Source organism: Pseudonocardia sp. DxW (assembly GCF_058448985.1).
In genome coordinates, this window is the sequence record NZ_JBZFLK010000018.1 from 83,687 (window position 1) to 96,879 (window position 13,193).

The 13,193-nt window shown below is 75.0% G+C and carries 11 protein-coding genes; 7 read left to right on the forward strand and 4 right to left on the reverse strand.

Annotation, left to right across the window (positions count from 1 at the left end; translation table 11 throughout):
• The first annotated feature begins 5 nt into the window (after positions 1-5).
• The 6 genes from ACVJO7_RS25040 to ACVJO7_RS25065 all read left to right on the forward strand — a co-directional run bounded on the left by ACVJO7_RS25040 (position 6) and on the right by ACVJO7_RS25065 (position 8,669).
• Complete coding sequence (locus ACVJO7_RS25040) at positions 6-1,172, forward strand: NAD(P)/FAD-dependent oxidoreductase (RefSeq protein WP_425563651.1); 1,167 nt, start codon at positions 6-8, stop codon at positions 1,170-1,172.
• Between the two features lie 83 nt (positions 1,173-1,255).
• A complete protein-coding gene (locus tag ACVJO7_RS25045; RefSeq protein ID WP_344025802.1) occupies positions 1,256-2,485 on the forward strand; it encodes a sarcosine oxidase subunit beta family protein in 1,230 nt (409 codons plus the stop codon).
• A 29-nt stretch (positions 2,486-2,514) separates the two neighbouring features.
• On the forward strand, positions 2,515-2,805 hold the full coding sequence (locus ACVJO7_RS25050; protein ID WP_491674913.1) for a sarcosine oxidase subunit delta: 291 nt from the start codon (positions 2,515-2,517) through the stop codon (positions 2,803-2,805).
• Positions 2,802-5,654 (forward strand): 2Fe-2S iron-sulfur cluster-binding protein, encoded by a 2,853-nt coding sequence (locus tag ACVJO7_RS25055; RefSeq protein WP_491674914.1) that lies wholly within the window; start codon positions 2,802-2,804, stop codon positions 5,652-5,654. The genes ACVJO7_RS25050 and ACVJO7_RS25055 overlap by 4 nt, the downstream gene beginning before the upstream one ends.
• Positions 5,644-6,210, forward strand: a complete 567-nt coding sequence (locus ACVJO7_RS25060) for a sarcosine oxidase subunit gamma (RefSeq protein WP_491674915.1) — start codon at positions 5,644-5,646, stop codon at positions 6,208-6,210. Before ACVJO7_RS25055 ends, ACVJO7_RS25060 begins: the two co-directional genes overlap by 11 nt.
• The gene (locus ACVJO7_RS25065; RefSeq protein WP_491674916.1) at positions 6,207-8,669 is read left to right on the forward strand and encodes a GcvT family protein; all 2,463 of its coding nucleotides are present in this window, start codon (positions 6,207-6,209) and stop codon (positions 8,667-8,669) included. Before ACVJO7_RS25060 ends, ACVJO7_RS25065 begins: the two co-directional genes overlap by 4 nt.
• Before the next feature lie 57 nt (positions 8,670-8,726).
• Here the strand turns inward: ACVJO7_RS25065 and ACVJO7_RS25070 are convergent, their stop codons facing one another.
• Positions 8,727-9,428, reverse strand: a complete 702-nt coding sequence (locus ACVJO7_RS25070) for a GntR family transcriptional regulator (RefSeq protein WP_491674917.1) — start codon at positions 9,426-9,428, stop codon at positions 8,727-8,729.
• 39 nt (positions 9,429-9,467) lie between these two features.
• On the opposite strand from ACVJO7_RS25070, the gene purU reads away from it, so the two are divergent.
• Entirely contained in the window at positions 9,468-10,316 is an 849-nt protein-coding gene (gene purU, locus ACVJO7_RS25075) for a formyltetrahydrofolate deformylase (protein ID WP_491674918.1), read from the forward strand.
• A gap of 47 nt (positions 10,317-10,363) precedes the next feature.
• Here purU and ACVJO7_RS25080 read toward each other — a convergent pair whose 3' ends face one another.
• The 3 genes from ACVJO7_RS25080 to ACVJO7_RS25090 all read right to left on the reverse strand — a co-directional run bounded on the left by ACVJO7_RS25080 (position 10,364) and on the right by ACVJO7_RS25090 (position 13,129).
• The gene (locus tag ACVJO7_RS25080) at positions 10,364-11,512 is read right to left on the reverse strand and encodes an aromatic ring-hydroxylating oxygenase subunit alpha (RefSeq protein ID WP_491674919.1); all 1,149 of its coding nucleotides are present in this window, start codon (positions 11,510-11,512) and stop codon (positions 10,364-10,366) included.
• A 179-nt stretch (positions 11,513-11,691) separates the two neighbouring features.
• Positions 11,692-12,351, reverse strand: a complete 660-nt coding sequence (locus tag ACVJO7_RS25085) for an HAD family hydrolase (RefSeq protein ID WP_491674920.1) — start codon at positions 12,349-12,351, stop codon at positions 11,692-11,694.
• A gap of 43 nt (positions 12,352-12,394) precedes the next feature.
• On the reverse strand, positions 12,395-13,129 hold the full coding sequence (locus ACVJO7_RS25090) for an ANTAR domain-containing protein (RefSeq protein ID WP_491674921.1): 735 nt from the start codon (positions 13,127-13,129) through the stop codon (positions 12,395-12,397).
• Positions 13,130-13,193: the final 64 nt, after the last annotated feature.

The window sequence follows — 13,193 nt, forward strand, 5'->3', positions numbered from 1 at the left end:
GGCCGATCCGCTCGGTCACCGTGGTCGGCGCCTCGCTCGCCGGCCTGGCCGCGGTGCGGGCCCTGCGCGCGCAGGGCTTCGCGGGCCCGGTCACCGTCGTCGGGGCGGAGCGGCACGCCCCCTACGACCGCCCGCCGCTGTCCAAGGGCTACCTCGCGGGCACCGTGCCCGACGAGGACCTGGAGCTCACCGGCCCGGACGACGCCGCGCTCGGCGTGCAGTGGCGGCTCGGCTGCACCGCGGTCGGGTTCGACGGCCCGGGCCGGGTCGTCGCCCTCGACGACGGCACCGAGCTGGCCGCCGACGCGGTGGTGCTGGCCACCGGCGCCCGGGCCCGCCCGCTGCCCGGGCCGGTCCCGGGCGGTGTGCACACGCTGCGCACGCTCGACGACGCCCGCGCGCTGCGGGCCGATCTGGCGACCGCCCGGCGGCTGGTGGTGATCGGCGCCGGGTTCGTCGGCGCCGAGGTCGCCTCGACCGCGGCCGGGCTCGGGATCGGGGTCGACGTCGTCGAGCTGGCCGCGGTGCCGTTGCAGCGCGCGCTCGGCGCCGAGATGGGCGAGGTCTGCGGGCGCCTGCACGAGGCGAACGGGGTGCGCCTGCACCGGGGGGTGGGCGTCGAGCGGCTGCTCGGCTCGCCCCGGGTGACCGGCGTCCGGCTGGCCGACGGCCGCGAGCTGCCCGCGGACGTCGTGCTCGCCGGGATCGGCGCGGTGCCGAACACCGAGTGGCTGGCCGGTTCCGGGCTCACCCTCGACGACGGCGTCGTCACCGACGCGCGGGGGATGACCGGCCTACCGGGGGTGGTCGCGGTCGGCGACTGCGCCAACTCGCACCGGGACTACACCGGCGGCCTGCTCCGGCTCGAGCACTGGACCAACGCGCTGCAGCAGCCCGCGGTCGCGGTGGCCGCGCTGCTCGGCACCGAGCACGCGCTGCCCGCGCACCACGTCGTGCCGTACTTCTGGTCCGACCAGTACGGCAGCCGGATCCAGTTCGCCGGGCACCGCGCGCCGGACGGCCGGGTCCGGCTGGTCGAGGGCGAGCCGGACGGCCCCGGCGGGTTCGTCGCCGTGTTCGACGACGCCGCGGGGGAGCCGGTCGGGGTGCTCGGGATCGACCGGCCGCGCCCGTTCGGCGGCTGGCGCAGGCGGCTGGCCGCGCGCGGGTAGCCCGTTGACCCCGGAACCCACGCCTGCCACGCTGCCGACAATTGATATATCAGTCTGCAAGATCAGATATCTGAGGTGACCGCATGAGCAGTCCCGAGCCGGTGGGGCTCCCCGAGCACCCCGACGTCCTCTGGCGCAACCCGGAACCGAAGCGGCACTACGACGTCGTGATCGTCGGCGGCGGCGGGCACGGCCTGGCCACCGCCCACTACCTGGTGCGCAACCACGGCATCACCAGCGTCGCCGTCCTGGAGCGGGGCTGGCTGGCGGGCGGGAACATGGCCCGCAACACCACGCTCATCCGGTCCAACTACCTCTGGGACGCCTCCGCCGCGATCTACGAGCACGCGCTGCAGCTCTGGGAGGGGCTGGAGGACGATCTCGGCTACCCGATCCTGTTCTCCCAGCGCGGCGTGCTGAACCTCGCGCACACCGAGCAGGACGTGCGCGACTCGGTGCGCCGGGTGGAGGCCAACCGGCTCAACGGGATCGACGCCGAGTGGCTCGAACCGGACGACGTCGCCAAGCTCTGCCCGATCCTCAACGTCTCCGGCGACATCCGGTACCCGGTGCTCGGCGCGACCCACCAGCCGCGCGCCGGCATCGCCAAGCACGACTACGTCGCGTGGGGGTTCGCCCGGCGGATCGACGAGGCGGGCGTCGACCTGATCCAGGACTGCGAGGTCACCGGCTTCGACACCGACGGCGACACCGTCACCGGGATCCGCACCACCCGCGGCGACATCGGCTGCGGCCGGGTCGCGCTGTGCGCCGCCGGGCACACCTCGACGCTGCTCGACCGGCTCGGGATCCGCGCCCCGCTGCAGTCGCACCCGCTGCAGGCGCTGGTCTCGGAGCTGCTGGAGCCGGTGCACCCGACGGTCGTCATGTCCAACGCGGTGCACGTCTACGTGTCCCAGGCGCACAAGGGCGAGCTGGTGATGGGCGCCGGGATCGACTCCTACACCGGGTACGGGCAGCGCGGCGCGTTCCACGTCATCGAACGCCAGATGGCCGCCGCGGTCGAGCTGTTCCCGGTGTTCGCGCGGGCGCACCTGCTGCGCACCTGGGCCGGGATCGTCGACACCACGCCGGACGCGTCGCCGATCGTCGGCCGCACCCCGTTCACGAACCTCTACCTCAACTGCGGCTGGGGGACCGGCGGGTTCAAGGCGACCCCCGGCCTGGGCTGGTGCCTGGCGCACCTGATCGCGCACGACGAGCCGCACCCCTACATCGCCCCGTTCGGCCTGGACCGGTTCGTGACCGGCGCGCTGGTCGACGAGCACGGCGCCGCCGCCGTGGCGCACTGAGCACCGCACCGGAGACAAGGAGCCCGATCGTGCAACTCATCGACTGCCCCTGGTGCGGCCCCCGCGAGGAGGTCGAGTTCCAGCACGGCGGCCCGGCGCACGTCACCTACCCGGCCGACCCGGCCGCGCTCACCGACGAGCAGTGGGCGCACTTCGTGTTCTTCCGGGACAACCCGAAGGGCCCGGTCGCCGAGCGCTGGAACCACACCGCGGGCTGCCGCCGCTGGTTCAACGCGGTCCGCGACACCGTCACCTACCGCTTCCTCGCCGTGTACCCGGCGGGCGCACCGCGCCCCGAGCTGCCCGGGGCCCGGACATGACCCGGGTGCCCGGCCACGGCCGGATCGACCGCAGCCGCACGCTCAGCTTCACCGTCGACGGCGTCACCCGCACCGGGCACCCCGGCGACACCCTCGCCTCGGCGCTGCTCGCCCACGGCGTCCGGGTGCTCGGTTCCAGCGTGAACCTGGGCCGGCCGCGCGGCATCGTCACCGCCTGGACCGACGACCCGGCCGGGCTCGTCCAGATCGAGGAGCCGTTCCCGGAGCCGATGCTGCAGGCCGCCGCCGTCGAGCTCTACGACGGGCTGGTCGCCCGCAGCCTGCGCGGCCGCGGCCGGCTCGCCGCCGTCCCTGACACCCACCGCTACGACCACCGGCACGCGCACTGCGACACGCTCGTCGTCGGCGCCGGCCCGGCCGGGCTGCTCGCCGCGCGGACCGCCGCCCGCCGCGGCGACCGGGTGGTGCTGGTCGACGACCGCCCCGCCGCGGGCGGCTCGCTGACCCCGGCCGACCGGATCGACGGGCGGCCCGCGCCGGAGTTCGTCGACGCGGTGCTCGCCGAGCTCGCCGCGAACCCCGAGGTGCTGCACCTGCAGCGGACCACCGCCTTCGGCCACTACGACGACGGCTTCGTGCTGGCCTGCGAGCGCCGGACCGACCATCTCGGCCCGGACGCCCCGCGGCACCGGTCACGGCAGCGGGTGCACCGCATCCGGGCCGGCCGGGTGGTGATCGCGACCGGTGCGCACGAGCGCCCCGTGGTGTTCGCGAACAACGACCGGCCGGGCGTCATGCTGGCCGCCGCCGCCCGGGAGTACCTGCACCGCTACGGCGTGCTCGCCGGCCGGGAGGTCGTCGTGTTCACCACCGACGACGCCGCCTACGCCGCGGCCGCCGATCTCGCCGCGGCCGGGGCCCGGGTCACCCTGCTCGACGCCCGGCCGGAGGGCCCGCCGCAACGGAACGCGGACTGCCGGGCCGCCGGGGTGACGGTGCGCACCGGGACGGTCGTCGTCGACACCGCGGCCGGCCCGGACGGCTCGGTCGCCGCCGCCCGGGTGCGGCCGGCCGGGGAGGCGGACGGCCCTGGCAGCTCCGGCTCCGGGACCGAGGACCTGCCGTGCGACCTGCTGCTGGTCTCCGGCGGCTGGACACCGGCGACCCAGCTGGTCGGCCAGGTGCGCACCCCGCCCGCCTTCGATCCGGCGCTCGGCGCGTTCCGGCCCGCGCAGCCGCCCGCCGGGACCGAGGTGATCGGCGCCGCGAACGGCGTCCCGGACCTGGCCGGCTGCCTGGCCGACGGCGCCGCGGCGGCCGGGGGAGACCCGGCGACCGGGGGAGACCCGGCGGCCGCGCCCCGCGCCGATCCCGGACCGCCCCGCACCCCGCCACTGCTGCTCTGGCGGACCCCGGGCGACCCGGCCCGGCAGTTCGCCGATCTCGCCCGGGACGCGACGGTCGCCGACATCGCACGCGCGGTCGGTGCCGGGCTGCGCTCGATCGAGCACGTCAAGCGGTACACGACCATCGGCACCGGGCACGACCAGGGCCGCACCTCCGGCACGGTCGCCGCCGGGATCACCGCGGAGCTGCTCGGCCGTCCGGTCGCGGAGCTCGGCGTCACCGGCTCCCGGCCGCCGTACACACCGGTCGCGTTCGCCGCGCTCGCCGGCCGGGAACGCGGCGAGCTCTACGACCCGGTCCGCACCACCCCGGTGCACCCCTGGCACGTCGCGCACGGCGCGGTGTTCGAGGACGTCGGGCAGTGGCGGCGGCCCCGCCACTATCCGCGGCCCGGCGAGGACATGGAGGCGGCCGTGCTGCGCGAGTGCGCCGCCGTCCGCTCCGGCGTCGGCATCATGGACGGCTCCACGCTGGGCACGATCGACGTGCAGGGCCCGGACGCCGGGGTGCTGCTGGACCGCGTCTACACGAACATGATGTCCACGCTGCGGATGGGCCGGGTGCGCTACGGCGTGATGTGCGGCGACGACGGCATGGTGGTCGACGACGGCACGGTCGCCCGGCTCGACGAGCACCGGTTCCTGCTCACCACCACCACCGGCAACGCCGCGCCGGTGCTGGCCGACCTGGAGGACCGGCTGCAGACCGACTGGCCGGAGCTGCGGGTGTGGCTGACCTCGGTCACCGACCACTGGGCGGTGTTCCCGGTCGCCGGGCCGCGCTCGGCGGACCTGATGGCGGACGTGTTCCCCTGCTGCGACGTCGCGCCGGCCGCGTTCGGGTTCATGACCTGGCGGGACACCGCGCTCGACGGGGTGCCGGTCCGGCTGGCCCGGATCTCGTTCTCCGGCGAGCTGGCCTACGAGGTGAACGTCGACGCCCGGCACGCGCTCGCGGTGTGGGAGCGCCTGGTCGCCGCCGGCGCCCGGTACGGGATCACCCCGTACGGCACCGAGACGATGCACGTGCTGCGCGCCGAGAAGGGCTACCCGATCATCGGCCAGGACACCGACGGCACCGTCTCGCCGCACGATCTCGGGCTCGGCTGGGCGGTGTCGGCGACGAAGGCCGACTTCGTCGGGAAGCGCTCCTTCAGCCGGGCCGCCAACCTCGATCCGCTGCGCAGGCAGCTGGTCGGGCTGCTGCCGACCGACGCGGCGACCCGGCTGCCGGAGGGCTCGCAGATCGTCGAGTTCCGGGCCGACGGTGTGCCGCCCCCGCCGCCGGTGCCGATGCTCGGGCACGTCACCTCCAGCTACCGCAGCGCCGAGCTGGGCCGGCCGTTCGCGCTGGCGCTGCTCGCCGGCGGGCGGGACCGGATCGGCGACGTCGTGCACGTGCCGTGCGGCGGCTCGCTCGTCCCGGCCCGGATCACCGCTCCCGTCCTCGTCGATCCCGAAGGAGCCCGCCGTGACGGCTGACCCGGCAACCGGCCACCCGGTTCTGACCGCGGGAGGAGACGGTGCGCTCACCGTCACCGCCGCACCCCCCGGGCGCCTCACGAACCTGCGCCTGGACCCGCTCGGCCCGGCCGCGGACGCCGTCGCCGCGCTGCTCGGCGCCGCCCCACCGGCCCGGCCGAACACCTGGACCGCGACCGCCGACGGCCGGATCGTCTGGCTCGGCCCGGACGAGTGGCTGATCAGCGGCGGCCCCGCGGAGGCAGCGCTGCGCGCGGCGCTCGGCCCGCACGGCGCCGCGACCGACGTGTCCGGGCAGTGGACCGCGCTGCGGGTGCGCGGCCCGCTCACCCGCGAGCTGCTGGCGCTGGGCTGCGCACTGGACACCCATCCCTCGGTGTTCGGCGCCGGGCGGTGCGCGCAGACCACGATCGCGCACGCCCCGGTGCTGCTCGTCGTGCTCCGGCCCGGCCACGACCTGCTCGTGCACGTCCGCCCGTCGTTCGCCGGGCACCTCACCGCCTGGCTGCTCGACGCGGCCCAGGAGTTCCGGACCGACCAGGAGAGCACCCCATGAACCCTCGTGTCGTCATCATCGGAGCCGGGATCGTCGGAGCGAACCTGGCCGACGAGCTGACCCTGCGCGGCTGGACCGACGTCACCGTCGTCGACCGCGGCCCGCTGCCGCTGACCGGCGGCTCCACCTCGCACGCGCCCGGGCTGGTCTTCCAGACCAACGCCTCGCGCACCATGACCGCGTTCGCCACCTACACCGTCGAGAAGCTCGCCGGGCTGGACGTACCGGAGGGCCGGTGCTTCAACCAGGTCGGCGGCCTGGAGGTCGCCACCACCCCGCAGCGGCTCGCCGACCTGCACCGCAGGCACGGCTGGGCGACCGCGCGCGGTGTGCCCGCCGCCGTCGTCGATCCGGCGGAGTGCGCCCGGCTGCACCCGCTGCTCGATCCCGGGCAACTGCTCGGCGGCCTGCACACCCCCACCGACGGGCTGGCGAGCGCCACCCGCGCCGTCGTCGCGCTGACCGCCCGGGCCCGGGCCCGCGGCGCGGTGTTCCACGGCTCCACCCGGGTCACCGGGATCGCGCAGGCCGGCGGCCGGGTCACCGGCGTGCGGACCGACCGGGGCGACATCCCGGCCGACGTCGTCGTCTGCTGCGCCGGGTTCTGGGGCCGCGAGCTCGGGCGGCTCGCCGGGATGCGGGTGCCGCTGCTGCCGCTGGCCCACCAGTACGCCCGCACCGGCCGGGTCGAGGAGCTGGTGGGGCGCAACGGCCCGGACACCGAGGCCCGGCTGCCGATCCTGCGCCACCAGGACGCCGATCTCTACTTCCGCGAGCACGACGACCGGATCGGGATCGGCTCCTACGCGCACCGCCCGATGCCGGTGTCGCTGTCCGAGCTGCCGGAGACCGGCGGCACCACCTCGGAGAGCGTGCAGCCCTCGATGCTGCCCTTCACCGAGGAGGACTTCGCCGGGCCGTGGGAGGACAGCCGCGAGCTGCTGCCCGCGCTGCGCTCGACGAAGGTCGAGTCCGGGTTCAACGGCGTCTTCTCCTTCACCCCCGACGGCGGCCCGCTGATCGGCGAGTCGGCCGACGTCGCCGGGTTCTGGATCGCCGAGGCGGTGTGGGTGACGCACTCGGCAGGCGTCGCCAGGGCGGTCGCGCAGCTGCTCGTCGACGGGCGCAGCGAGCTGGACCTGCACGGCTGCGACGTGCACCGGTTCGACGAGGTGGAGACGACCGACCCGTTCGTCGAGGAGACCGCGCAGCGCAACTTCGTCGAGATCTACGACGTGCTGCACCCGCTGGAGCCCCGGACGTCGCCGCGGGACCTGCGGACCAGCCCGTTCCACGACCGGCAGCGCGAGCTGGGCGCGTTCTTCCTGCCGGCGCGCGGCTGGGAGCGCCCGCACTGGTACGAGGCGAACGCCGCGCTGCTGCCGGAGCTGCCGCCCGACTGGCGGGCCCCGGAGCGGGACGCCTGGTCGGGCATGTTCCACTCGCCGGTCGTCGCGGTGGAGGCGTGGCGCACCCGCACCGCGGCCGGGCTGTACGACATGACGCCGCTGACCCGGATCGAGGTCGCCGGGCCGGTTGCCTGCGCGTTCCTGGATCGGCTCACCACCGGCCCGATGGACCGCTCCGTCGGCTCGGTCACCTACACCCTGATGCTCGACGACGCCGGCGGCATCCGCAGCGACCTCACCGTCGCCCGGCTCGGCGACGAACTCTTCCAGGTCGGCGCGAACGGCAATCTCGACGTCGACCGGCTGCGCCGGGCCGCGGCCGGGGAGCCCGGGGTGAGCGTCCGCGACATCACCGGCGGCACCTGCTGCATCGGGGTCTGGGGGCCGCTGGCCCGCGACCTGGTGCAGCCGCTGACCGGCGACGACCTCTCGCACGACGGCCTGAAGTTCTTCCGGGCGCGGTCCGCGCACATCGCCGGGATCCCGGTGACCGTGATGCGGCTGTCGTACGTCGGCGAGCTCGGCTGGGAGATCTACACCGGCGCCGAGTACGGGCGGAAGCTGTGGGACGTGCTGTTCGACGCCGGCCGCCCGCTCGGCGCCGTCGCCGCCGGGCGGGCCGCGTTCAACTCGCTGCGGCTGGAGAAGGGCTACCGGTCCTGGGGCACCGACATGACCAGCGAGCACGACCCGTACCAGGCCGGGCTCGGGTTCGCCGTGCGCAGCAAGGAGACCGCCTTCGTCGGCCGGGACGCGCTGGCCGGCGTCGGCGACGACACCGTCACCCGCCGGCTGACCTGCCTGACCGTCGACGACGGGTGCAGCGTCGTGCTCGGCCAGGAGCCGGTGCTCGTCGACGGCGAACCGGCCGGGTACGTCACCTCGGCGGCGTTCGCGCACACCCTCGGCTTCCCGGTCGCCTACGCCTGGCTGCCCGCCGGGCTGCCGGTCGGGAGCCCGGTCGGGATCCGCTGGTTCGACCGGACGATTCCGGCGACGGTGGCGGCGGAGCCGCTGCTCGACCCGGGGATGACCCGGATCCGGCGGTGAGGACGCTGCTCACACGGGGACTCACACCGGGGCTCACACCGGGGCTCACACCGGGGCTCACACGACGGCCCGCACCGCCTGCTCGAAGCCCACGACGTGCTCGCGCGCCAGCCGCTCCGCCTCGTCGGCGTGGCCCCCGGCGACCGCCCGCAGCAGCGCCACGTGCTCGCCGACGTGCCGGTCGAAGTGCGTCATCCGGTCCAGGAACAGGCAGAAGATCCGGGTCGCCAGGCTGTCGTACCGGATCAGGGTGTCCTCCAGGTGCGGGTTCCCCGCGGCCCGGTACACCAGCCGGTGCACGTGCAGGTCCCAGCGCATCAGCGCGTCCCGGTCCAGCGACCGGACGTCGATCCGCTCCAGCCGGTCGGCGGTCTCCCGCAGCCCGTCGAGCACCGCGGGCCCGGCGTACCCGGCGGCCCGCCGCGCGGCCAGCGGCTCGAGCTGCACCCGGATCTCGGAGATGTAGGCGAGATCGGTGATGTCGACGCCGGTCGCGAACGTCCCGCGGCGCGGGTAGGAGTGCACCAGGCGGTCGGTCTCCAGCCGCTTGAGCGCCTCCCGCACCGGGGTGCGCCCGACCTCCAGGGAGCGGGCGAGCGCGCTGTCGTCGATCGGGGCCAGCGGCGGGATGTCCAGCATGATCAGCCGGTCGCGGATCACGGCGTAGGCGCGGTCGGCCAGCGAGGCGTACTCCGGCTCGTCGACGTCGGGCAGCACGGTCACGCACCGGATCGTAGACCCCCCACCCCCATGGCACATCACTCGTACATCAGCTGTATATCCAGGCGGGAGCCCACCGTGACCAGCTCGTTCGTCCTCACCCTCAGCTGCCCGAACCGGACCGGGATCGTGCGCGCGGTCAGCGCGTTCCTCTACGAGCACGGCGGCGACATCGGCGAGTACCAGCAGTTCGACGATCCGGTCTCGGGCCGGCTGTTCCTGCGCACCCGGGTGGCCGCCCCGGCCGGCGTGGACCTGGCCGCGGTGTCGGCCGCGTTCGAGCCGGTCGCCACCGGCTTCGGGATGGACTTCGCGTTCTCCGACGCCGCTCCGGCCCGGATCCTGGTCATGGTGTCCCGGCTCGGGCACTGCCTCAACGACCTGGTGTACCGCTGGCGGGCCGGGGCGCTGGGCGCCGAGATCGTCGCCGTGGTGTCCAACCACCAGGACCTGCGGCCGATGGCCGAGTCGGCCGGGCTGCCGTTCCTGCACGTCCCGGTCACGCCGGAGACGAAGCCGGAGGCCGAGGCGCGGCTGCTGCGCGCCGTCGAGTCCTACGACGCCGAGCTGGTCGTGCTCGCCCGGTACATGCAGGTGCTCTCGGACGGGACGTGCAAGGCGCTGCACGGGCGGGCGATCAACATCCACCACTCGTTCCTGCCCGGGTTCACGGGCGCGCGGCCCTACCACCAGGCGTACCGGCGCGGGGTGAAGCTGGTCGGCGCGACCGCGCACTACGTCACGCCGGACCTCGACGAGGGCCCGATCATCGAGCAGGAGGTGATCCGGATCGACCACACGCACGATCCGGCCGCGCTGCAGACGATCGGCCGGGACGCCGAGGCGCTCGCGCTGTCCCGCGCGGTGCGCTGGCACTGCGACCGCCGGGTGCTGCTCTCCGGCGGCAGCACGGTGGTCTTCCGCTGAGCGGGCCGGGCACGGCCGGGCGGCCCGCGGGCCGCCCGGCCACCGGATCAGCCGACGTGGCCGCGGACCCAGTCGTGGAACTCGCCGATGTGGTGCTCGCCGGGCACCAGCACCCCGCCCTTCTGGTACGCCCACGAGTCCATCGCGACCTGGCAGCGCTCGCAGGCGTCGAAGTCCTGCAGGTTGACCCGGTGGAACAGCTCGACCGAGCGCTCGATGTCGGCGCCGGAGGCGACGACGCCGGGCAGGTAGAGCCAGTCGCAGACGACCAGCGTCCGGGCCGGGGCGAGCGGGAACATCCGGTGGAACACGACGTGATCGGGCACCAGGTTGAGGAACACCTGCGGCCGGATCGTGACGGCGTAGTAGCGGCGGTCCTGCTCGGGGGTGACGCCCGGGATGCGCTCCAGACCGGCCGAGCCATCCACGGTGAACCCCTCGACGCCCTCGCCGAACTCGGCGCCGTGCCCGACGAAGTACTGGGCGGCGAGTCCGTCGGCGAACTCGGGGAGCACCTCGGTCAGCTCGGGATGGATCGTCGCGCAGTGGTAGCACTCCATGAAGTTCTCGACGATCTGCTTCCAGTTCGCCGCCACGTCGTAGGAGACCCGGCGGCCCAGCCGCAGGTTCGCCACGTCGTAACCGACGATCGCGTCCGGCGAGCCGAGCCGGGCGGTGACGTCGCCGATCACCGTCTCGTCGAACGACGGCGGGGTCTCGGCCAGGCACAGCCACACGTAGCCCAGCCACTCGCGCACGTGCACCCCGTGCAGGCCCCAGTCGGACTTGTCGACGTCGGGCATCGAGGACAGGTTCGGGGCGGCGACCAGCTTCCCGTCCAGGCCGTAGGTCCAGGCGTGGTACGGGCACTGGAACGAGCGCCGCACCTCGCCGCGCTCCTCGGTGCACAGCCGGGCGCCGCGGTGCCGGCACACGTTGAGGTGGGCGGCGATCCGGCCGTCCCGGCGCCGGGTGACGAGCACGCTCTCCCGTCCGATCTGGACGGTCTCGTACTGCCCGGGCCGTTCCAGGTCGGCGGCGAGCACCGCGCAGAACCATCCGGTGTGGAAGATCCGGTCCTGCTCGGCGCGGAAGATCTGCGGATCGATGTAGTAGTGGCCGGCCAGGGTCTCCCGCAGGCTCGGCGGGAGAGCGCGCTCCTGCTCGACGGGGGTCGGCAGCTCACCGGTCGTCATGGCGGTGCTCCTCGGACGGGAGGGGGATGCCGGCTCCGGGCCTCGCCGCCCGTCCCGGGGGATGTTGCGAAGTGCGCAACTCGATGTGCACTGCGCACCAAAATGGGACCGCGGCGGGCCCGGCGCTGTCAAGAGATGCGTTGCGTGACGTCATCGCCGCCCGCCCGGCGCGCCCCCGGTCAGCCGCGCAGGATCCGGGGGAGCGCGCCGCGCAGCTCGTCGAGCGAGTCGAACACGTCCTGCGCGCCGGCCCCGCGCAGCTCGTCGTCGCCGTAGCCGCCGGTCCGCACGGCGTAGGCCGGGCAGCGGGCGCCGACCGCGGCACGCACGTCCCACACCGAGTCCCCGACGACGAACCCGGCCGATCCGGTGACCCGGCGCAGCGCGACCCGGACCAGCTCCGGATCGGGCTTGGTCCGGGTCACGTCGTCCCGGGTCAGGCACTCGCGGGCGAGCGAGCGGCCGTCGAACAGCTCCAGGTAGGCGTGCACGTGCTCGGGTGCGCCCGAGCTCGCCAGCACCACGCTCAGGCCGTACCCGCCGGACAGGTCGGCGAGCAGCTCGCGGGCCCCCGGCAGGGCCGTCACCTCGGGCAGCAGCGGCTCGAACTCCTCCTTCCAGGCGCCGCGGGCCTCGTCGCCGTGCTCGGCCTCGAAGCGGTCCCCGGCGACGGCCGGGACGAGCTGGTCGCCGCCCATCCCGACGGCGCGGTGCAGCTGCCACAGCGGCACCGTGCGGCCGAACCGGCGCAACGCCCGGGACCAGGCGATCGCGTGCTGGTAGTTGGTGTCGACGAGGGTCCCGTCGACGTCGATCACCGCGGTGTCCGGCGTGGTCATCCGCCCCGCATACCCGGTCCGGGCCGGTCCACTCCGCCGGTTCTCAGCCCGCGCCGCTCCCGATCGACTCGTCGATCACCGTCCGGGCCACCTGCCACAGCTTGTTGTTCGTCACCTGGGAGAGCTCGCGCAGCAGCGCGAACGCCTCGTCCGGGCCGCAGCCACGGGTGGCCATCAGCACGCCCTTCGCCTGCTCGATCACGACGTGCCGGTCGAACCGGTGCCGCAGCCTGCGGTTCTCCGCGGCGACCTCGCTGGCCAGCGCGGTCGCGCTGATCGGGTCCGCGGCGGGCCCGTCCGCCGGACCGTCCGCGGGCCCGGGCTCCGGGAGCGGCCCGCCGCGCCGCCGGGCCCACAGCTCGGTGACGTCCTCGACGTGCACCAGGACCCCGATCGTCCGGTCCGCCGCGTCGCGCACCGGCGAGTTCACCGCCACCCACAGCTTCCGCAGGTGCCCCGATCCGGCCCGGGGCGCCGGGATGTCGTAGCGCTGCAGGCCCATGTGGTCCCGCTCGCCGCTGCGCAGCACCCGCAGCAGCGACGCGGTCAGCCGGGCGACGCCGTCCGAGCCGGGCCGCTGCGGATCGTCGGGCAGCACGTCGAACAGCAGCCGGCCGTCGAGCTCGCCGGGCTCGCGCTGGGTCACCGCGTGGTAGGCCGGGTTCACCGCGTGCACCCGCAGCTCCCGGTCCAGGATCAGGTACGGGGACCGGGTCGCGTGGAACAGCGGGCCGTCGTGGACGGCGCGCAACGCCCGTGCCTCGGCTCCGGATCGCATCTGACCTCCGCGGGGCCGCCGGCGGCGCCACGGCGGTCCCGGCGGACGACGCGTCGTCGGGACC